Raw genomic sequence first — 21,868 nt, 5'->3', positions numbered from 1 at the left:
GGGTTTTCAGACGAAAATTCATGCTTTTTTTGCTATCATCGTTTGTGCTTCATAGTTTATTGGTTTTATTTTATGGATCGGCTTTAACATTCACCTCCATCTATCAGATAAAGCAAATATGATGTATCGCTTTTACTTAGATATTTCCTAACATGATAAACACCATTAAACTGGGTATACTACCATTAATATTATCGAATAGGGGGTATATAAATTGAGCGCTGAAACTGCATTATCTATTTATGCATTAGGTGGAATGAATGAGATCGGTAAAAATATGTATGTTGTTCAGTATGGAGACGACCTCATAGTCATTGACTGCGGGAATAAGTTCCCAGATGAAAGTCTATTAGGCATTGACTTAATCATTCCTGATATTTCGTACTTGGAAGAACATAAAGAAAAAGTACGCGCGTTAATTGTTACACATGGACATGAAGATCATATTGGCGGGATTCCATTTTTCTTAAAAAAATTGAATGTTCCTGTCTATGGCACTCGCTTTACACTCGGACTCATAGAATTAAAATTAAAAGAACATAAAATTCTTAGAGAAACTGAACTACATGAAATCAACTCGAATTCTAATCTCAACTTTGGAGAGATGAATGTAGAATTTTTCAGAGTAACTCATAGTATTCCAGATTGCTTAGGGATTCTTTTCCGTACACCTGAAGGAAATGTTGTACATACTGGAGACTTCAAATTTGATTTAACTCCTGCGAGCAATGAGCATTCAGACCTTCATAAAATGGCAGAAATTGGTCAAGAAGGTGTCCTGCTTTTATTATCAGAAAGTACGAATGCTGAGCGTTCTGGGTCAACACCTACTGAGCAATTGGTTGGGGAACATGTCCTAGAAGCGTTTATGAAAGCAGAACGTAAGGTAATCCTGTCGACATTTGCCTCCAATGTAAGTCGACTTCAACAAACAGTCGATGCCGCGATCAAAACAAACCGTAAAATTGCATTGCTTGGACGAAGTATGGTGAATGTCGTAGAAGTAGCGATGGAACGGGGCTATTTGAATATTCCGGACGGGATGCTCATTGATCCAAAGCAAATTAATGAATTACCACCTGAAAAAGTCGCAATGCTTTGTACCGGTAGTCAAGGGGAGCAGATGGCAGCATTATCTCGCTTATCAACGGGTGACTTTCGAGGTGTTGAACTATTGCCTGGCGATACCGTCATCTTAGCTGCAGGACCAATACCGGGAAATGAAAAAGCGGTAACAAAGATCGTAGATAATTTATTTACCCTTGGAGCAAATGTCATCTATGGACCTGGAAGTTCCTCTGGCATGCATGTTTCAGGGCACGGGTATCAAGAAGATTTAAAACTCATGTTAACCTTAATGAAACCAAAATATCTGATCCCAGTTCACGGGGAGTACCGGATGTTACATCACCACCGGTTATTAGCGGAAGCAGTTGGCGTAGAAGAAGGGAATACATTTATTTTAAAAAATGGCGATGTCGTTGATATTAAAGACGGTATCGCTAAGCACACCCGGAAAATTCCCACTGGTAATACGTATGTCGATGGAATTGGCGTCGGGGATGTGGGTGAAATCGTGCTTCGCGATCGCAGACAGCTTTCGGAAGACGGGATGCTTGTCATTGTGTTGACGATGAGTAAATCAGACAAAAAACTGATTTCTGGTCCAGATACAATTTCACGCGGCTTCGTGTTCGTCAAAAATTCAGAAGAACTATTAAAGGATGTAAATGGACTGATTAAGAGAACAATTAATAACATGGATGACTCCGATAAAAAAGAATGGGGCATCATCAAAAAGCATCTCAAAAAAGAAGTGGGGCAATACCTATTCAATCAAACCAAGAAGAAGCCAATGATCTTGCCGATTATTATTGAGGTTTAAAAAAATACGACAAAAACAGAAGGTTGACTAGTTTTTGTTTAATCTCGTATGACTACATCGTGCTAAGCCGCAAATTTAGTAGACAAATGAGGGAAACAGAGATTAACGTCAACCTTTTTTTCATTTAATAATTTAGCTTTGTTATTTTGTGATCACATGGAAAGTTCACAGTATGATTGCATGCACCTGGAACACTAAATACTGCAGTAGCCGTCAGGGCTTTAGGTTACTCAATTCTCCTGATTTTTCCCTCTACCGCTCACTATTCAGTACTTTTAGTTATTCGATACGCTTCATTTTCAATAAAACACTAAAAAGACCGCCCAAAAGGCAGTCTTTTGATTATGTAAATCGCAAACCTATTTACGAGCTAATCATCCATGCGTTACTTTTTCATCGGCTCAGAAAAAGTGACCTTTTACACAAGAAATAGGGTTCTCCTTATGGCTGCTTCTTTCCAGATCTGACCCGTTCGGAGATTATTCTTTGCAAAAGACTTTTTCCTCAACACCCAATCCAAAGCACTGACCACACATCATTAGACCTTCAATAGGAATTCGACCCTGCTATAGCGGATTGCAGGTTACAAGGCACCGCTACCTCCCCGTCTATTGCGATATGTTTCATGTGAATAACTATATCATACATTGAATCCAACACCTTGTATATGCCATATGTTTGGTAGAGAAGGAGGATTATACCAAATAATTTATACTTCTACAAAATCTTGTAACTAATCGATAAACTAATTATCCGATCGAGCTATACAGTCCAAAACACAAAACATTATAATAACAATTGATATGACCGTTCTTCGATGTACAATCCAGTTAATTGACGAAAATTAATATACTTCAAAAGATATTCAAATAAACTAAAATTCAGATTATTCGTTGACAAGTTAACTAAATGCCCATAAAATGAACCTAGACTGAACGCTAATTCAGTCTTCTTACCTAACCACGCGAGCAACACTTTAAAGTAGATATACATAAAATTAGGAATGAAAGGGAGAGGCCACATGAATCTTTATTCGAATCTAACAAACGCTTTAAACCTTAATCCAGACAAAGAAGCTTATATCTTTTTAAATGAGAGTACGACTTATCGTGAGTTGCACCAAAAAGTAAATCAATTTGCGCATAGCTTATCGCAACAAGGAATTCAAAAAGGCGATTCAGTTGCATTACTTTTAGGCAACACGCCTGAATTTGTAATCGCTTACTACGGAACGATTTGTGCAGGGGCTACAGTAGTACCTGTAAACCCAACGTTCACAGCTCGTGAAATCGAATATATTTTAACGAACAGTAAAGCTAAAGGTGTTATAGCAGACGCGAGTTTACATACACCATTAACAGAAGTAAGACAAAACGTTTCCTCGCTAGCATTTGTAGTTTACTCCAAACCAGTTGAAAGTGAACTAGCTTTTGCATCATTTATTGATAATGATGTCCAAAATTTTAACGGACCGGTTGTCGAAGAAGATGATGTAGCTGTTATTTTATATACATCTGGTACAACAGGATCTCCTAAAGGAGTTATGTTGACACATAAAAACTTACAATCGAATGCTGAAGCGGTTCGAGATCTTTTTGAAATGACAGCTGAAGATCGCGTCGTTACCGTATTACCGATTTTCCATGTATTTTGTATGACGGTTTGTTTCAATGCTCCTATTTTATCTGGCTCAACAATGATCTTATTACCAAAATTTAGCCCTCAAGAAGTAGTAGAAACGTTTGTAAAAGAACAAGCAACAGTCTTTGCTGGCGTTCCAACGATGTATAATTTCTTACTGCAAATCCCAACAACTAAAGAACAATTTAGTTCATTACGAATTTGTATTTCAGGTGGTTCTTCTTTACCTGTAGCCGTTTTAAACAAATTCAAAGAGCACACAGATATCCAAATCCAAGAAGGTTACGGTTTAAGTGAAGCAGCACCAGTTACGGCTTTCAATCCTTTAAGAGGGGTATGTAAACCAGGTTCAATCGGCGTAAACATTCCTTATGTTGAAAACAAAGTCGTTGATCCAGAAGGTGTTGAAGTGCCTCGTGGTGAGATAGGCGAACTGATAGTAAAAGGACCAAACGTAATGAAAGGTTACCTCGGTATGCCTGAAGAAACAGCTCGTACGATTAAAGACGGCTGGTTATATACTGGTGACATGGCGACAATGGATGAAGAAGGCTACATTTATATCGTCGACCGTAAAAAAGACATGATCATCGTTGGGGGCTATAATGTATATCCACGTGAAATTGAGGAAGTACTATATGACCATCCAGAAATCGTCGAAGTGGCTGTTATCGGAGTCCCAGATGAAAGTTACGGGGAATCCGTTAAAGCGTTTGTTGTTTCTAAAAATGAAACATTAACAGAAAGCGACTTAAAAAATTACTTAGCTGATAAACTCGTTAAATATAAACGACCGCAATTTATTGAATTTCTTTCAGAATTACCAAAAAACACAACTGGGAAGATCTTACGCAAAAACTTAAGAAACCTTGAGGAATCAACTATGTAATTGAACGAATACAAACAACGAATGGACCTTCCAAAGATCCATTCGTTGTTTTAGTTTATGGAACATATAGAAAAAAATAGTTAGTAGTTGACAAATACGGTGAATATTCTTAATATTAACATAAACCGACCGATTGATCGGTCGCGTGCAAAATACAAAATAATATTTGAGGTGAATGAACCATATGGATAGAGTAATTCAGCTCCTAGATGGCTCTATTAATGAGTTAAGTAAATTAGAGGAAGAATTGAAAAACTTGAATGAGGACGAACTAGGACAAATTGCCGCTTCGTATCCATTTAATGATTATTTCCATGAACTCGTCTCAAAATTAAATCGTTGGAAGAACGAGCTTGAACGTAATTGAATGTTTAAAGGGAAGTAGTAACCTAACACTACCAATCTTCTAAAAATAAAAGGTTACTTATAGGAGGAAGTAAGTTGTGTCGGAAAGTACAAAGAAGAGAATTATTGACTCAGCATTAACTTTATTTAAAGAAAAAGGTTTTCATGAAGTTTCTGTCCGGATGATAGCTAAAGAAGCTGGTGTTTCCAACGGTGGTTTCTATCATCACTTTCAATCCAAAGATGAGCTTTTATATCAAATAAATGATTTTATCCTTACCTATGTTATGGATACCGGAAAAGCTGCAGCTATTGAAAGAGAGAGCCCAATCGAAAAGTTGGAAGCAATGATTCGTGCGTTTATAACCGCTTTTGATGTTTATAATTTTGAAATATCAGTTATGTACCGTGAAACACATTACCTTGCTCCTGAGTATTTCGAGAAAATTAAGCTAAAACGAGACGAGTATCAAGATTATATTTTTACGATATTAGAAGAGGGTATAAAAGCTGGTGAAATTCGTTCAAACACCCCACTTTTACTAAACGGAATGGCGATGTTCGGAATGGTTAACTGGACGTATCAATGGTATGAAAAAAACCGCAGCATTTCCATCGATCAAATCGCCGATGTTTATATCGATTTTATAATGAATGCATTACTTACAAAAAAAGCAAAACAAAACCCAAGATATCAAGAGTATTTTCTTGATGATGAATAAGGTTTCAACGTTTTCACATAGATGAAGAATGTTAAAACAAATGGTATCTTTTAGAAATAGCCTAAAAAATAAAGGGTATGGGGAGAGAACAGAAGATGAATTTTCAATTATCAGATGAACAACAAATGATTAAAAAAATGGTACGTGACTTTGCTGAAAATGAAGTAGGTCCTACAGCACACGAACGTGATGAAGAAGAGCGTTTTGACCGTGAATTATTTAATAAAATGGCCGAACTCGGTTTAACCGGTATTCCTTGGCCTGAAGAATACGGTGGAATCGGTGCTGATTATTTAAGCTATTGTATCGCAGTGGAAGAATTATCTAGAGTAGATGCAGCGATGGGAACTACATTATCTGCACATACTTCATTAGCCGGCTGGCCCTTGTATAAGTTTGGTACAGAAGAGCAAAAACAAAAGTATCTTCGTCCACTGGCAGAAGGAAAAAAGATAGGTGCATATGGTTTAACTGAGCCTAGTTCTGGATCAGATGCAGCTGCAATGAAAACGACAGCTAGACGTGATGGCGACGATTACATTTTAAACGGTTCAAAGATTTTCATTACAAACGGCGGTGAAGCTGATATTTACGTCGTATTTGCCTTAACAGATCCTGAACAAAAACATAGAGGAACGAGTGCATTTATCGTTGAAAGTGATATGCCAGGTTTTTCAGTAGGAAAAAAAGAAAAGAAATTAGGAATTCGTTCGTCACCGACAACTGAAATCATTTTTGAAGATGTCCGTGTACCAAAAGAAAACCTTCTCGGTAAAGAAGGAGAAGGCTTTAAGATTGCGATGATGACATTAGATGGTGGACGTAACGGAATCGCAGCTCAAGCAGTGGGAATTGCTCAAGGTGCACTTGATGCGTCGGTTGCCTATGCAAAAGAACGTAAGCAATTCGGAAAATCAATTGCCTCACAACAAGGAGTTGCTTTTAAATTAGCGAACATGGCGACAAAAGTAGAAGCTTCCCGTTTACTCACGTATCAAGCTGCATGGAGAGAAAGCGAAGGCCTTTCATATGGGAAAGAATCAGCCATCTCTAAATTAATGGCTGGTGATACAGCGATGGAAGTTGCGATTGAAGCGGTTCAAGTATTTGGCGGGTACGGCTATACAAAAGAATATCCTGTTGAGCGCTACATGCGTGATGCTAAAATTACTCAAATTTACGAAGGAACACAAGAAGTTCAACGTCTCGTTATTTCAAAAATGCTTTTAGCAGACTAAATCAATGTTAGGCGTTCACTTTTTTATCAATCTTTTTTCGTTCGGGGATGAATGAATAAGTCGTTCGGGAGTATGCTGTATTATTACGACTCGCTCGTATGGCAGGTAAAGGACCTCCATTAATAATTACAGAAGCAGTCGTATAAATAATCAATGGTTGGAAAATCTACGGATATAATTTTGTTCAAAGGAGAGATGAGTAATGAAAAAGCGCCAAAATTTAAAAGAAGTACAAGAGCAGCAACAAGTTGTCCAAAATCAAAATAACGCTGAACAATTTGATCATACAGATACTGAGTTCTCCCTGGATGAAAATGTCCAAGATGCTATAGCGAAAAGTCACCAATACGAAGCACAGAATCAACAGCCGACGTATCAACCGAATAAACCTTTCTAAGAATAAAGAAGAAATTCTTCCAAAACATGTTACGAAGGATAATTCGTAAAACTTACGTGTTAAAAAGAACTGGCACCTTTTCAAGTGTCAGTTCTTTTTTTGTGTGTTTTTATAACTAATTTACAAGCACGGGACTTAATAGAACAGGATATAAAGTTTAATACTTTTCTATCATTCTTTTCTCTACATTTTTAACTAAAATATTGTAATCTCAAAAGAAGTTCGGAAAGTCATTAGATATAAATTATTTTAAAATCCCTGTCCCTATGATTTCTACATCGGCTTTAGTAGAAAAATTAATCTGCGGAAAATCAACTTTCCAATCGAGTTGCTTCCATACCTCTGGATGAAAAGCGATTAATTCTCTTCCAATACCTAAAGCATCACAATTAGCCTCTTGTAATATTTGAGTAACAAGATTTGCCTTTTCGGTTAACTTTTCTGAAAGTTTTTGATTTAACTCCTCAATTGCTTTTTCATCTAACTCTTCTTTAGGATATTCAACAACATTTATTTTAAGTTTCAAGTCGAGATCAACTGAAATTTCCTTCTCGTTAATAATGTTTATTTTTCTTTTTGAGGTATAATCATTAACGATAAATGATACCATTTGCTTGCGACTATCCTCTTCTTCTGGATGTATTATAAGAGAAAATTTTATAGTCTTTCCTGCTTGGTTTTTTAATAGCAGTAAAACAGTAGCATCATCCCTCGTAATATCTATGCCAGAATATTTTCTGTCATTAAATAAGGCCATACCCATAATGTTTGTCTGTCCTTCTTCACTTATTGTAATTAATGGCAAGTGGAAATCTTCACCCGGATCATACATGATCGGAAAAATGGACTGTATGGTTTCTTTTGAAACATAAGTATTGTTTTCCGCTTGTTGAACCAGCTTCAAGATTTCCTCACTAATAAACATTTCTTGAATTTTATCAAGATGTAAAATATTTTCGCCACGCCCTTTGGCAACAACAAGTAATGCTCTTATGGAAAACCTTGGGTCACGGTATAGAATGTCTAATAATGAATATATATCCGTTTTCGCTAGTTCTTCTCCAAGGATAAATACACGAGTTTTATTAGATGCAAATTCACCGGCAAGTTCTCTCTCAAGTGACATTCTTGTATCACGTAATGTATTTCCTTTTGCACTTAGTACCACATTGGCACCTTCGTGTTGGGTCCCGCTAATGGTTTCAGGACTCAAGGAACGAATGGCTATAGTCGTTTGCATGGAATTATCTTCATTTAAATCAAAGCTGGCTCCATAAATTAGTCTAGCATCTTTTAATAAATGCTGATCCCAACAACTTGTCAAAAGAATGAGACTAATTAGTGCAATAATCACTAGTTTACATCTCATACGTTTTCCCTTTACTGACTTTTTGTTTCAATTTAACAATACTCAATAAAATCAAAGGAATTCCTCCTACAAAAATGTAGCTTGCAATTGCAATTAATTCCGCAAATTGTTTTGTGGCATCTGGAGTGCTGGGAATAATTAAAGATAAAAGAAAAATAAAACCACCAATAACGAAGCTAGAAATTTTGTGATCTTTCTGACGACATAATTTACTTAGACCGATACTTGATAAATGTATATATATTGCAATTGAAGTTGTCATGGGTACTATCCAAATGACTAAAAAGATGAGATCTAACCTTTCAATAACTTCATAATCTACCGCTTTTAGCATATATAGAAGAGGTTCTGGAATGATGGTAAGTTGGTCAGGACTAAAGTATATATAGCTTGAAAACACAAAAAAACTATAAAGGATAGTTACAGCCATTATGGCCAAAATAGAGTACTTTATCTTTTGTTTATGACTAGATTTTACGAATGGATAAATGATCAACAGTAGTTCAAATCCTAACATGGCTACTATTGCGTCATGAATGCCTAACATCATATTTTCAAATCCACTTTGACCAACAGGAAAAAGATATTTAAGATTAACATCACCATAGGTACTAAGAATTAATACGATTAGAACTATAACTAATAGCGATACAATTACATAAACCCTAGCAATAATTCTTATACTTTCTTTAGCTAAATAAACGGTAACAATGATAAAACTTAAAAAGAGTATCCATTTAGGTGTTAAAGGGAGAAGCCATTTTTTAATTACACCAGTAGATAGTTGAATGATTAAAATGCTTACACTGAAAAAGTATAGAACATATAAGCAAGAAATGAAATTACCGAAAAATCTCCCTGTTATTTTTGAGGAAAATTCGTATAACGTATCTTGGGGATACTGTTTAGTTAATGTGAGTATAATTAATACCAAAAATAAAGTGGCCATGCCTGCAATTATGATTGAAATCCAGCCATCTGTACCTGCATTTAAATAGATTTCATGTGCTAAAGAAAGTACACCAACCCCAATTTGAGATTGGAAGATTAAAAAAAGTAACTGATTCGTTGAAATATGAGTATTAGTTGTCACTGTTATCCCATCCTCTAGCATTATGCTGTCTTTCTACATTGTCTGGTTGAGGTGTAGTAGGCCTTTGATTCATTTTCCATAAAGGGGTACGAATAAAGGTATCCTTAAGATCTTTAAATCGTACCGGTGCAAGAGGTGCAAAGTAAGGAGATCCAAACGATTCTAACTTGCATAAATGAATTAATAAAATCAATAGTCCAAATACAATTCCAATAAGCCCTAGTAAATAAGCTGATAGCATTAAAGGGAATCCCAATAGTCTAACGGTAGTCCCCATTTCATTGATGGGTACAACAAAAGATGCGATAGCAGTCAATGCTATAATAACCACCATTGTGTTTGAGACTAAGCTAGCTTCCACGATTGCCGTGCCTATAACTAAACCACCAACTATACCGATGGTTTGTGCAATTGGATTAGGAAGGCGGATGGATGCTTCTTTTAATAACTCTAAAACAATTTGCATAAATATAGCTTCGACTAAAGGGTGAAAAGGGACGTCATCCACGGACGCTTTGACATTAAATAATAAATCGAATGGGATAATCTCATAATGATAAGAGACAAGTGAAATATATAAAGCAGGCAATGAAATCGCTAGAAAAAAACAAAAAATCCTTATTAAACGAAAGAATGAACCGATAAACCACCTGTTATTGTAATCGTCAGGGGTTTGGTAAAAAGCAAAAAACGTAATTGGCATTATGAGTGCTGAGGGACTTCCATCGGTTATTACAGCTACTCTTCCTTCCATTAGATTAAATACAGTCCGGTCAACTCTTTCTGTACTTAAAATTTGTTGAAAAGGAGACCAAGAAGTGTCTTCAATATACGCTTCCAAATGCCCAGGTGATTGAACGATATCTGTATTTATACTTGATATTCTGCGTTCGACTTCTTGTACGACCTCATCATTAGCAATTGAAGGTATGTATACTAGTGCAACACGAGTATTAGATTCCTTCCCTAAAATCCAATCTTTTATGACTATGTTTCTAGTTTTAACCCTATTTCTAATCATATTAATATTGACATCTAGATGCTCAACAAATCCATCATGAGGACCTTTTACGACTTGCTCACTAGATGGTTCTTCGATCGCTCTTTTTTCAAACGAAGATGTACCTAAAATAAACGCATACGTTTCTCCTTCTAAAAAAATGACGGTATTCCCTTGTACAACTTTAGAAACCACTTGGTCCAATGATTCCGTTTTACTAATCTCTTTGACCGTAACTGTATCTATAATCGAAGTCGCCGGATGATTGATTAATTGTTGGATTACTTTCGTCTCTAGTGTTTCACTATTTACAACAGTATTAATAAAGACAATTGAAATTAGTTTGTTGTTAAAAGTTAACTCCCTAACTGATAAATCACTGGTATGGTGAAGGGAAGATTTAATTAATTTTATATTTGCTAATACATTACTGAGAATAGGTTGAGGTGCTCTCGAAAGTTGTCTTATATTTTGAATATGAGATTGTTCCCATCTTTTCTTCTTTAGAAAATACATACACTATTCCTCCATAGGCAATAAAACTAGCTTTACCTAGTATTTAACAATCATGCGAAACTATACCACGTGTAAAGTTAAAGTTCTTGGAATTCTAAATACTTTTCTAACATTTTTTTAGATAACTTCCCTAACATTTATCGAATATTCTGAGTTTATAAAACAATATAAAAGTCATAGGTATTAAATCCTGAATACAAAAAAACTTATGAAAAAGGTATTACAGTTCATCAATTCATTTATTTCAGAGGGGATTGTATTGGTATGGGTCAAGAAAAATCAACATCTAGAAAACGGTTTTCAAGAGGAATAATGTTTGAGTTAGTTTTAATTGTGATTATTATTATGGTAATAAGCAGCAGTGTCATCGGGGTGATTACATTTCATTACTCTAAGCAGGAGTTTATCAATACTAATAAAGCAGATCTATATCATATTGCGAGCGCTGCGAAAACTACATTGATCTACCTAGAGGATGAGGTGCAAGCTGGGAACCTGACTTTGGAAGAAGCGCAGGAGAGGGCACGACTGCTTCTTAATGGTCCGGAGGTCGTGCGGGAAGATGGCACGACTACAAGAGATTATAGTCAATCTGGTTTTCGGTATGGGGTAGACGGGTACATGTTTGCTTTTGACAGTGGAGGTACGGCTCAAGTTCACCCTGCTTTACAAATCGGGAAAAACTATATAGGAATTGAAACAGCTGATGGCATGTTGCTCATACAGAAGGCAATTGATTTATCCAGACTGGGCGAGGTAGACGAACGGTACTTCTTTTACGCTTGGATGAATCCTGGAGAAACCGCTGAACGCGAAAAAATCATGTATACTGACTACTTTGAACCTTGGGATTGGACGATTGGAATAGGGGCTTACACAGAAGAGTTTTTTGAGTCACTTGAGGCATTACGGTATATCATTTTTACCCTGATTATTTTTACTATCGTCCTAGCTGTTGTTTTGTTTTATATCCTTAACCATAAGCGCATATTTACCATTAAGCAAATTCAGCAAGTTGCGTCCAAGATTGCAGAAGGAGATGTAACAGTCGAACAAGTCCAGACAAAATCACAGGATGAAGTTGGACAATTAGCGAAAGCGGTGAATACGATGTCAGAAAACATCCGAAATCTAATTCGAGAATCAGCACGTATTTCCGAGCAGGTAGCCGCTTCAAGTGAAGAATTGACAGCTTCATCTCATGAAATGACCAATGGTGTTGAGCAAGTCTCTGCTACCACCGAGGAGTTATCCGGTGGTGCCACAACACAAGCATTCCATACGGCAGAGACGTTGGACAAGATTACCGAAGTGAATTATGAAGCCAAACAGATCGCCCAATATTCGATCAGCATGTTAGAAAGCTCTCAAAAAGCGAATGAGGTTTCGAATAATGGGCTAGAAAGCATGAAACAGACCATTGAACAAATGAAGGCCATAGAAGGAAGAGTAACCTCCACTGCAAGTGTTGTCAAAACATTGGGAGAAAAATCACACGAAATCTATCAAATTTTAGGTGTTATTTCTAATATTGCCGAGCAGACTAATTTGCTAGCCTTAAATGCAGCGATTGAAGCAGCCCGTGCTGGTGAACAGGGCAAAGGTTTTGCCGTGGTGGCGGATGAAGTGCGCAAGCTGGCAGAACAGTCGTCTAAGTCCACTGGTCAAATCGCCGATATTATTCATTCTTTGCAGCAAGAAACCGATCAGGTTGGACAATCTATGAACGAAGTGGTTCGTGAAGTTCAGGTAGGATCAGAAGTGATAGATGGAAACCGCAAATCATTTAACGATATAGCCAAAATGATTGAAGAAATGGACATCCTAATTAAAGAAGTGAGCACGGCGTCGCAACAAATCCACGACCGAACGGATCAAGCACTAAAAGAAGTTGAAAATATCGCATCCATTAGTGAACAGTCAGCAGCTGGAACAAAAGAATTGGCATCTACCATGGAGCAACAGAATGCTTCCATGGAGGAGGTTAATAGCATGGCGAGTCATCTGGCCGATATGGCTGAAAAACTCAATAAATCTCTAGCGAAATTTAAATACTAATGTTGATACAGAGAAACCGGCAATGTGCTCGGTTTCTCTGTATCAAAAAGAGTTTGAAAATAAAGGGGGGAATATTGTCGATGTTAAATGCAAAAATATTTAATTACATTAATAGTTTACAAACGATAGAAGATCCAATGAAAAGGGTTGAATGGATCATGCGAGGTTGTACTGTTTTCTTTCGGGTCAATAGGGCGGGAATCTATACATACTCACCTTTAAATTATCTTGGACAAGGAATCATCCTCATTGAAGATGATACAATAGAACCCTTGAACATGATAAAAGGAGATGTTCGAGACTTCCCTCCCATATATTATGCGTTATCCAAAAAAAGACCCCATCAAACGAATATCGGACCAAGAAATTGGCCCATCCAATACATAGAACAATTTCAATTAACTTCACTCGTTATCATACCGATATGCTATAGCGGAACCGTAATAGGAACAGCGTTAATCGACCGTTTTATTGATGAGAACGAAGCCACTGAAGAAGTAATTGAAGCCCTTTTTCAATATTTTCAACTATCTGCTCAATGGCTTTACCCACACTCAAGTGTGAGACAGAAGCTTAGTAAGCGCGAAAAAGAAGTACTCCAAAAATTATCGTACGGTTACAGTCTAAAAGAAATGGCAGATTTTATGGGGATCAGCGAGTTTACCGTACGTGATTACATAACATCGGCAAGCCGAAAGCTCGGTACAAAACACCGAACAGAGACTGTTGCTGTAGCGATGCGAAATGGTCTTATTATCTAGTCTCACACAATCGAATAACTTCTCTTTTTATTTCCTCAGGTTAAACTATAATTCCCACTTAGTTCCATATTTCCCCATAAACTACGTAGAAAGCTAAAAGACTTATGGAAATTCAAATACTTTTCTAACATTTTTTTGACAACTTTTCTAACAATTATTAAATATTCTGATTGTATAAAATATTTAAAAAGTCATAGGTATTATTTCCTGAATACAAAAACTTTTAAGAAGAAAAGGGTGAGAGAAAATGAGAGTTATAAGGGAAAAAAATTTAAATAGTTCATATGAGGGTTGGGAAAGGAAAATTTTAGTTCCTTTTACTAATATCGAAAGGCACCAAGCGATTATTGCACAAATAACACATGAAGTGAATAATGCACTAACCGTTATTCAAGGAACCTTACAACTTTATAAGGCAGAAACTAAAGATCCTACAACACGCACATTAATCGAATTATCAGAGTTAAATGCCCAAGAAATAAGTAAAGTTTTGGAAGAATACAAGTCTTATTTAGGACGTCCATCCAAGCTAGATGATATAAACCTAGTCACTTTGGTTGAAGACTTATTATTAGAGTATAAAGAGAAATTAAGTATTTTCAATGTAGTTACTTTGTTCGAAAATAGATTATCGGTGGTTAGAGGAGAGTTTAATCGATTAAACGTTTGTTTTAGTAATGTTATACGCAATAGTATTGAAGCGATGTCAGAAGGCGGTACATTACGTATTAGTGTAGTCCAAGTACCTTCCGGTTATAAAATTATTTTTGAAGATAATGGGTGTGGAATGTGTGAATTGGAACTATATAGATTTGGCAACCCAGTATATCAACTCTCTTCTAAAAGTAAAGAGAGAGGGCAACTGAGTTTGTTGGGTTTAATTTCTAATTTTCCATCAAACATTTCAATTTTTAGTAAAAAAGATAGTGGAACTTCTGTTGAAATAGTTTTTCCCATTCATCAATAAATTTAGGAGATGAGGGTATGGTATCAAGTACTTTTCTAAACAGAGTTAAACAATGTGAAAAAATGGATGTAATAATTAATGAAATGTCTATTATAACTAGGATCATCATTGACAAAAGTTATAAGGAAGGTGACCTCTTAGAATTGTTATACAAACTATATATTTTAAGTAAAAGAGCAAAAGAACTGCATGGAATGGCAGAGTGTGTTAAAAAATGAAAAAAGTTTTAATCATTGAAGAGAATAAAACAATGGGACAAATGATGAGTTTCTACCTTGAAGAAATGGAATATCATGTCGATTGGTACGTCAATGGAGAAAGTGCACTGCATAAACTTACCCATTATAAACCAGATATCATCATTTTTAATCTAATCCTTCCAGATTTGAATCGCCATGAACTAATAATTGAGATACAAAAGCATTATCAAGGACCAATGATAATAATCTCCAACAAAAGAAATACCTCTGATGTTGTACAAGCGTTAGAAGCAGGGGTGGATGACTTTCTATATGTACCCTTCAACATGAGGGAGCTAAAGGCGAGAATTGAAGCGGTATTAAGAAGGGGAATGACCAACATGGTCTCTCCATTGCCTGGCAGCAACCACCAAACTACTCAACTAGAAAAGAAAAAAGGAACTGTATATCTTGATAATCAGCTGATTACCTTAACAGATTTAGAATTTAAACTCCTATGCTTTTTTCGGAAAAACCCAAACCGTGTTATCAGTCGTGAAACTTTAATTAGGCATCTCAATTACGAAAGAAAACGTGAACAATCTATTAATCAACTTATTTTTAACCTTAGAAAAAAGATAGAAAGAAATCCTAAACTACCCAATCGAATAACAACGGTTAGGGGAATAGGATACCAATGGAACGACCTTTCATTTTAAATTAAATTCAGAATTTGACAGTTGACTAGCTTTTCAAGAGAAGAAAAGAACTCGACGGTAGGAGGAAATAGTGATTTTTAAGTACATTAAGAAAGCAGAAGAAAAGGATGAAGTTTTAGAAGGGATTGAATTAAAAGTTGGCAACCATGTAGAGATAACAAGGCAACTTGAAATGATATCTTTAAATGAAGGAGATTTAATTCATCTAAAAAGAATACAACCTTTTATTAATCAGAATATAGATACTTTAGTAGAAAACTTTTATAAGAGTTTAGAAGAGGAACCTACTTTACTATCAATTATCAATCAAAATAGTTCAACAGAAAAGCTAAAAAATACGTTAAAATCCCATATTAGTGAAATGTTTGATGGCCGTATCAATGAGGAATTTTTTAAGAAAAGAAATCGTATAGCTCTTGTTCATGTGAAGATTGGCTTGAAAACCAAGTGGTACATTTCTGCTTTTCAACAATTATATAATTCGATCTTACTAATCATTAAAGAAAAAATTAATTCTGAAAATCAATTCCAGACCATTAGCGCGGTCTCAAAAATTTTTAATTTGGAACAACAATTGGTCTTAGAGGCCTACGAATTGGAGACTGAGCGGTTAGAAACTCAAATAATGCAACAAAAAGAAAAGGGTAGTAGTGATGTTGCATTATCAGCTCATAGGCTAGCTTCACTTTCGGAGGAAACAAATATATCTTTACAAGAACTGACCAACAATTCAAATGAAATTTTAACCCTTGCCAAAAAAGGTAGTGAATCGTCGTCCATAGCAGAAGAACGATCGATACAAGGCAAAGAACAGTTAATTAAACAAAGCTTAAACTTATCAAAGATCAATACGCTGATCAATCAAGTGATAGAGGATGTAAAAATCTTAAAACATTTTACAAAGGAAATGGAAGAGATTATAAAATTAATTACTACTATTGCAGATCAAACCAACTTACTTTCCTTAAATTCAGCTATAGAAGCAGCTAGGGCAGGTGAACATGGTCGTGGATTTTCAGTTGTCTCAAATGAAGTTAGGAAGTTATCGGTAGCTACTAAAGATTCAGTGAATAATGTATCAGGTTTAATTCATAACACAAATGCTCAAGTAGACCGGTTTGTTGATTCATTAGATACCATTATGAAGGAAATAGAAGAAGGAAACCTGAGGATGGAGGATACAAAAGAACAATTTGAACAAATCTTTCTTACAATGAAACAAACCAAAGTTCATAATAAGCAAATTGAATCTGAAACTTTATCATTTATCACTGGATTAAAGGGGCTTGCTGAAGCGTTTGAAGAAGTTTCAACTTCATCGGACAATTTGTCTCTCATCAGTCAAAGCTTAAATTATTCTACTTTAGGTGATTAGTTTGAATAGAACAAAGTGGACAGAAGAAGAAGTCTTTTACTTAACTGAAAGTGTTGGGAAGTATACATTATCAACTATTGCACAAAAATTAGGACGGTCTGAAACCGCAGTTTTAATGAAAATGAAACGGTTGGGGATTGCGAACACTAGATCACAAACAGGACTATTAACTACCTTAGAATTAGCAAATCTATTAAAAATTAATTCCTCGTCTGTGAGAAGGTGGATCAATGAGCATGGTTTAAAGTGTACGAAGAAAAAAACGAGAACGAAGAGGTCTTATTATTTTATAGATCCCGAGGACTTTTGGGAATTTGCATTTCAACATCGCGAGAAAATTAATTTTTCTAACATAGAACCTCGCACCATTCTTCCCGAACCAGATTGGGTGGCACAAGAACGGAAGAAACCCCAAAAATCTAAACAAGTTAAAGGATACAAAAGATGGACACCACAAGAAGAAGAACTGCTGAAGAAGTACCTTTTTGAAGAGGGGTATTCTATCGCAAAAGCAGCAAAAACGTTAGATCGATCTATTCTTAGTGTGTATCGAAAATTCATTCGTGCAAGTTCATATGAGAGTAATTCGATTGGAATTGAGGAGGGCAAGATAAATGGCAAAACCAGTTACAGGTGAAAACACTCCCTTAACAAAAGAAGAAATTGATGCTTTGTTAGAAGAATTTTCGGATACATTGATTGAATTAGAGCAGCGGAAAAATACTTCTTTCTAACCGCCTTACTATAAAAAATAACTATAGTATCAGAAAAAGAATATTCCTTCCCTTGTGAAAGGAGGTGTATCCATGGATATAGCATTGGCATCAATGGCACTCAGCCAAGGAAAAATACAGCAACAGGCATCAATTTCTGTAATGAAAAAAGCGATAGGAAGCGCAGAACAACAGGAAGAAGCATTACAAAAACTAATGAGTACTGCGAGTTCAGTACAAATTCAACATTCAGCACAACCACATTTGGGTGGAAATATTGATATTAAATTGTAATATTCAACTAGGTGGGGATATAGTGGGTTGGAGGAATATATGTATCGCCCCATCAACGAATATCATAGAACTTATATTTTGGTCCCAAGTAGTGGATGGATTATTAATAATCAATTGATTAATGTTTTTTCACTTGAATTCTCCAGAGTAGGAATTCGTGTAACGGATTCCCGACTTTCTAAAACATCTACGTACCACAAGACTTAGGGACTTGCGAGTTGTTTTACACCCAATCTCAATTCTATCTTTTTATTAAAACCTTAACCTTAACCTTTCCTAACATTTTAGCACTATTATTTATATATTAAATGATAGTATTTACAAGCTTAGTTAAAAGGGCATTCGTTTTGTGGTTTTTTCAGGTAGATTAAAGAATATTACTACTTTTTTTGATTAAAAAGTTATTGGTAGATAGGGCTTCACGATAGAAAACCGGATCATAATCTTGTCAGATTAAAGCAAAAGGAAATAGGATACGTGCTAAATCCTGAATATTGGGGAAGGGGGATTATTCCAGAGGCAGTAAAAAGTTTGATTAAATATGGTTTTAATGAACTCAATTTGGATTTAATTTGGTGTGCTCATTTTAATTTTAATCATAACTAAAAAATAGTAAGCGAAAAATGTGGATTTAAATATAGATTTCAAAAAAAAGAAAAATTAAGGCTATTAGATAATAAAGAAGTTACTACTTTATATTATTGTATGTTTAAACCTAATTATATTAAAAGTAATTTATAAACCACAATTTGTTTCTTATTACGAGGAATGATTTTGCAGCTTATATTTCGATTGTATTACTCTTATTGATTTTAAAAAATAGATTTATTTGATATGGACATTCGAAGCACGGGTTAGTCAGTAAATGAAAAGGTTGGACGAAGGAATTTTGGAGCATTGACTCTGTGAGACATGAGAGGGTTGACCTCCATGAGAAATATGGACATCCACCTGTGCGATCATAAATTAGCAAGATATCCACTTTTTTGGATTAAAGTGGATATCTTGCTATGGTTCTTTTTGCTCTTCGACTCCAGAATTAACGTCTAATGTGACTTTATTCCAATGATTTAACTAAAAGTTAACTATCATTGAAATAAGTTGAATTTACATAAACTAAAATAAAACGTAAAATTAGAAGTGCTTCAATATGACGATTGTAATTAATCGGTCAAAAACTACTGAGTCTAATGCAGCAAATCCTTAGACGATTACTAAATTCATAGATAACTAACTTCTTGTTTTGGTTAATGATATGAAGGCTTAATACATTAAGATCGTATATTGACAAGTTATCAGTTTAGTTATAAACTGATAATCGATTGATAATCATTCAACTAAAAAATCTATTGTTTTCTGAGTGATTATCACTTAAAAAATTTGAGGAGGAATTTTATTATGTCTGATTTATATTCAAGAATTAACAAAGACGATGCAGCAGTACTTTTAGTGGACCATCAAACGGGGTTGATCTCCAGTTTAGTGAGGGATTATGGGGTAGATGAATTTAAGAATAATGTAATGGCTTTATCTAATACGGCTAAGTTTTTCGATTTGCCTGTCATATTGACTACAAGCTTCGAGAACGGACCAAACGGACCATTGATGCAGGAATTGACTGAACTTTTCCCAGATGAGCCTAATATTGCAAGACCTGGACAAATTAACGCTTGGGATAATGAAGATTTTGTTAAAGCGGTAGAAGCAACGGGGAAGAAACAATTAATAATTGCAGGGGTTGTAACTGATGTATGTGTTACATTCCCAGCACTCTCTGCTATCAATGCTGGTTATGAGGTATTTGTGGTGACAGACGCATCTGGTACGACAAGCAAACAAGTAGCTGATGCAGCCCTTAGTAGAATGGCACATGGGGGAGTTCAATTAATGAACTGGTTCAGTGTTGCAGCAGAACTGCAAAGAGATTGGAGAAATGATGTGGAAGGGTTTGGAAACTTACTTTCAAAGCATCTTCCTAGTTACCAAAACGTCATTGGCAGCTATCTATCTGCTCAAAGTGACGTCAGCAAAAAATAAGCCTTTTCTTTACAAAGTTTCAGCCTGGGCAACCCTATGTGGAGTTGCCCGGCTTCTAAAAAACAAAAAACTACCAATATTAATTAATCAATATTGGCACTTTTATACTTCATCTTCAGTTTCCATATGCTTTTGTAATTTTTTTAAAAGGGTCACCAACTGCAATTGCTCTTCTTGATCAAGACCATAAAATTGAGAAGCTTGAAAGTCTTCTTGATCAGGTACAACTTCATTATATAATTGTTCACCTTTATCTGTTAGAGAAATCGTTTTCGTTTTCCAGTCTTGTTTTCGCTGTACAAGTCCTAATTTCTCCATTTTACTTATAAGCTGTGTAATATTTCCTTTTGTGACAAACAGCTTTTGGGCAAGCTCTTTTTGAGTGATTTCCTTGCTAATCCCAACCTGGATAAGAACATCAAACTGGGCACTTGTGAGGTCCCACTTTTTTAAATGCTCATTATTCCGACGAATACTGTTGTTATAAACGCGGGAGAGTCGAAACCAAATCATCAGTCCAACACGCTTGTCTCTTTTTGATAAACTCCAATCGCTTTCATTGCTCATATTATATTCTCCTAGAATGTCATTATGTCTAGTTTAGAAATAAACACCGCTTTATGTCAAATAATACAAGACATGACTTGATCATTAACATCATACGAACATTGGAGGAAAAAGCCATGAATTTAAAAGGTATACATCACGTATCTTCGCTAACAGCAAACGCTGAAAAGAACTTAGATTTTTACACAAGAATTTTAGGATTACGGCTAGTCAAAAAAACCGTTAACCAAGATAACACAGCTTATTATCATTTGTTTTACGGCGATGAAGAAGGAAAACCGGGAACAGAACTAACTTTTTTTGAAATTCCTAACCTGGCTGAAAAGCACCCTGGGACAAATAGTATTTCAAGCATTTCTTTACGAGTGAAGAACGATGAGGCTCTCGTCTACTGGCAGAAACGCTTTGAAGCACTTGGAGTAGACCATCACCAGATTACCGAACGTTTTGGAAACGCAATCCTTCCTTTTATTGATTTAGAAGGGCATCAAATGCGCCTCATTTCTGATCAACAAAATAAAGGGGAGCCTGGAGGGAAGGCTTGGACAGGAGGCGGTATTCCTGAACAGTACGGCATTATCGGTCTAGGACCAGTGCAATTGACAGTGAGATATATGGAGCCTACTGAACAGGTCCTTACAGAAGTAATGGGATTTAGCAAAATAGGAACCTATCAAACAGATGAATATCCAATAAGAGAAATCCATGTTTTTGAAACAGGTGAGGGCGGAACTGGAACACAAATCCATGTGGAACAAAGGAAAGATCTCCCAGAAGAAAGGCAGGGACGAGGGAGTGTTCATCACGTAGCTTTCAGGGTTGATACGGAAGAGGCACTACGAAAATCGATTGAGGAAATAGAAAGGGAAGGGTTTAAAACCTCTGGTTTTGTAGATCGCTTTTATTTCCGTTCACTCTATTTTACTGAACCCAACGGAATTTTATATGAAGTAGCCACTGATGGACCTGGTTTTGACCTAGATGAAAACAAAGACCATTTAGGCCAACACTTATCATTACCCACTTTCTTAGAGCATCAACGTTCTGAAATTGAAGCGAAGCTGAAACCTTTACCTACTCCTAAGCAACCGTAAAGGAAAAAG

The 21,868-nt window shown here is 35.8% G+C and carries 20 protein-coding genes and 1 other RNA gene; 16 read left to right on the top strand and 5 right to left on the bottom strand.

The features are described from left to right. The first annotated feature begins 256 nt into the window (after positions 1-256). Positions 257-1,885 carry a ribonuclease J gene (locus tag ACNSTQ_RS14610; protein ID WP_418200559.1) on the top strand — a complete coding sequence of 543 codons (1,629 nt, stop codon included), beginning with the start codon at positions 257-259 and terminating at the stop codon, positions 1,883-1,885. Between the two features lie 351 nt (positions 1,886-2,236). Here ACNSTQ_RS14610 and ffs read toward each other — a convergent pair. Beyond that, positions 2,237-2,502: signal recognition particle sRNA large type (ffs, locus tag ACNSTQ_RS14605), an RNA gene on the bottom strand. A gap of 404 nt (positions 2,503-2,906) precedes the next feature. Here ffs and ACNSTQ_RS14600 point away from each other — a divergent pair. The 5 genes from ACNSTQ_RS14600 (at position 2,907) to ACNSTQ_RS14580 (ending at position 7,117) form a co-directional block, all read left to right on the top strand. Continuing rightward, a complete protein-coding gene (locus tag ACNSTQ_RS14600) occupies positions 2,907-4,415 on the top strand; it encodes a long-chain-fatty-acid--CoA ligase (protein WP_418200547.1) in 1,509 nt (502 codons plus the stop codon). 184 nt (positions 4,416-4,599) lie between these two features. Further along, the gene (locus tag ACNSTQ_RS14595) at positions 4,600-4,782 is read left to right on the top strand and encodes a hypothetical protein (RefSeq protein WP_418200546.1); all 183 of its coding nucleotides are present in this window, start codon (positions 4,600-4,602) and stop codon (positions 4,780-4,782) included. 76 nt (positions 4,783-4,858) lie between these two features. Then, positions 4,859-5,482, top strand: a complete 624-nt coding sequence (locus ACNSTQ_RS14590; protein ID WP_418200545.1) for a TetR/AcrR family transcriptional regulator — start codon at positions 4,859-4,861, stop codon at positions 5,480-5,482. 95 nt (positions 5,483-5,577) lie between these two features. After that, entirely contained in the window at positions 5,578-6,720 is a 1,143-nt protein-coding gene (locus tag ACNSTQ_RS14585) for an acyl-CoA dehydrogenase (RefSeq protein ID WP_418200544.1), read from the top strand. 202 nt (positions 6,721-6,922) lie between these two features. After that, a complete protein-coding gene (locus ACNSTQ_RS14580; RefSeq protein WP_418200543.1) occupies positions 6,923-7,117 on the top strand; it encodes a hypothetical protein in 195 nt (64 codons plus the stop codon). A gap of 244 nt (positions 7,118-7,361) precedes the next feature. Here the strand turns inward: ACNSTQ_RS14580 and ACNSTQ_RS14575 are convergent, their stop codons facing one another. Genes ACNSTQ_RS14575 through ACNSTQ_RS14565 form a run of 3 tightly spaced genes read right to left on the bottom strand, consistent with a single transcriptional unit; the run spans position 7,362 to position 11,095 of the window. Further along, positions 7,362-8,471 carry a Ger(x)C family spore germination protein gene (locus ACNSTQ_RS14575; RefSeq protein ID WP_418200542.1) on the bottom strand — a complete coding sequence of 370 codons (1,110 nt, stop codon included), beginning with the start codon at positions 8,469-8,471 and terminating at the stop codon, positions 7,362-7,364. A 4-nt stretch (positions 8,472-8,475) separates the two neighbouring features. Next, positions 8,476-9,579, bottom strand: coding sequence for a GerAB/ArcD/ProY family transporter (locus tag ACNSTQ_RS14570; protein WP_418200541.1), 1,104 nt, complete (start codon positions 9,577-9,579; stop codon positions 8,476-8,478). Beyond that, on the bottom strand, positions 9,569-11,095 hold the full coding sequence (locus tag ACNSTQ_RS14565) for a spore germination protein (protein WP_418200540.1): 1,527 nt from the start codon (positions 11,093-11,095) through the stop codon (positions 9,569-9,571). The genes ACNSTQ_RS14570 and ACNSTQ_RS14565 overlap by 11 nt, the downstream gene beginning before the upstream one ends. Positions 11,096-11,359: 264 nt before the next feature. Here ACNSTQ_RS14565 and ACNSTQ_RS14560 point away from each other — a divergent pair, with 264 nt between their 5' ends. The 9 genes from ACNSTQ_RS14560 (at position 11,360) to ycaC (ending at position 20,198) form a co-directional block, all read left to right on the top strand. Next, a complete protein-coding gene (locus tag ACNSTQ_RS14560; protein ID WP_418200539.1) occupies positions 11,360-13,153 on the top strand; it encodes a methyl-accepting chemotaxis protein in 1,794 nt (597 codons plus the stop codon). A gap of 80 nt (positions 13,154-13,233) precedes the next feature. Continuing rightward, positions 13,234-13,914, top strand: coding sequence for a LuxR C-terminal-related transcriptional regulator (locus ACNSTQ_RS14555; protein ID WP_418200538.1), 681 nt, complete (start codon positions 13,234-13,236; stop codon positions 13,912-13,914). A gap of 247 nt (positions 13,915-14,161) precedes the next feature. Continuing rightward, entirely contained in the window at positions 14,162-14,881 is a 720-nt protein-coding gene (locus tag ACNSTQ_RS14550) for an ATP-binding protein (RefSeq protein WP_418200537.1), read from the top strand. Positions 14,882-15,095: 214 nt separating this feature from the next. Next, the gene (locus ACNSTQ_RS14545) at positions 15,096-15,779 is read left to right on the top strand and encodes a response regulator transcription factor (RefSeq protein ID WP_418200536.1); all 684 of its coding nucleotides are present in this window, start codon (positions 15,096-15,098) and stop codon (positions 15,777-15,779) included. Positions 15,780-15,849: 70 nt separating this feature from the next. After that, positions 15,850-17,154, top strand: a complete 1,305-nt coding sequence (locus tag ACNSTQ_RS14540; RefSeq protein ID WP_418200535.1) for a protoglobin domain-containing protein — start codon at positions 15,850-15,852, stop codon at positions 17,152-17,154. Position 17,155: 1 nt separating this feature from the next. Beyond that, positions 17,156-17,791, top strand: a complete 636-nt coding sequence (locus ACNSTQ_RS14535) for a hypothetical protein (RefSeq protein ID WP_418200534.1) — start codon at positions 17,156-17,158, stop codon at positions 17,789-17,791. 169 nt (positions 17,792-17,960) lie between these two features. Continuing rightward, positions 17,961-18,161, top strand: a complete 201-nt coding sequence (locus ACNSTQ_RS14530; RefSeq protein WP_418200533.1) for a YjfB family protein — start codon at positions 17,961-17,963, stop codon at positions 18,159-18,161. 411 nt (positions 18,162-18,572) lie between these two features. Then, complete coding sequence (locus ACNSTQ_RS14525; protein ID WP_418200558.1) at positions 18,573-18,767, top strand: GNAT family N-acetyltransferase; 195 nt, start codon at positions 18,573-18,575, stop codon at positions 18,765-18,767. A gap of 792 nt (positions 18,768-19,559) precedes the next feature. Beyond that, positions 19,560-20,198, top strand: a complete 639-nt coding sequence (ycaC, locus tag ACNSTQ_RS14520) for an isochorismate family cysteine hydrolase YcaC (RefSeq protein WP_418200532.1) — start codon at positions 19,560-19,562, stop codon at positions 20,196-20,198. A gap of 102 nt (positions 20,199-20,300) precedes the next feature. Here the strand turns inward: ycaC and ACNSTQ_RS14515 are convergent, their stop codons facing one another. Further along, entirely contained in the window at positions 20,301-20,765 is a 465-nt protein-coding gene (locus ACNSTQ_RS14515; protein WP_418200531.1) for a MarR family winged helix-turn-helix transcriptional regulator, read from the bottom strand. Between the two features lie 116 nt (positions 20,766-20,881). On the opposite strand from ACNSTQ_RS14515, the gene ACNSTQ_RS14510 reads away from it, so the two are divergent. Further along, a complete protein-coding gene (locus ACNSTQ_RS14510) occupies positions 20,882-21,859 on the top strand; it encodes a ring-cleaving dioxygenase (protein ID WP_418200530.1) in 978 nt (325 codons plus the stop codon). Positions 21,860-21,868: the final 9 nt, after the last annotated feature.

Origin of the sequence: Alkalihalobacterium sp. APHAB7 (genome assembly GCF_048323755.1) — a bacterium.
Taxonomy (GTDB): Bacteria; Bacillota; Bacilli; order Bacillales; family Bacillaceae_F; genus Alkalihalobacterium.
Note: the sequence above shows the minus strand (reverse complement) of the source record. Positions and strands in the feature narration are given on the sequence as shown.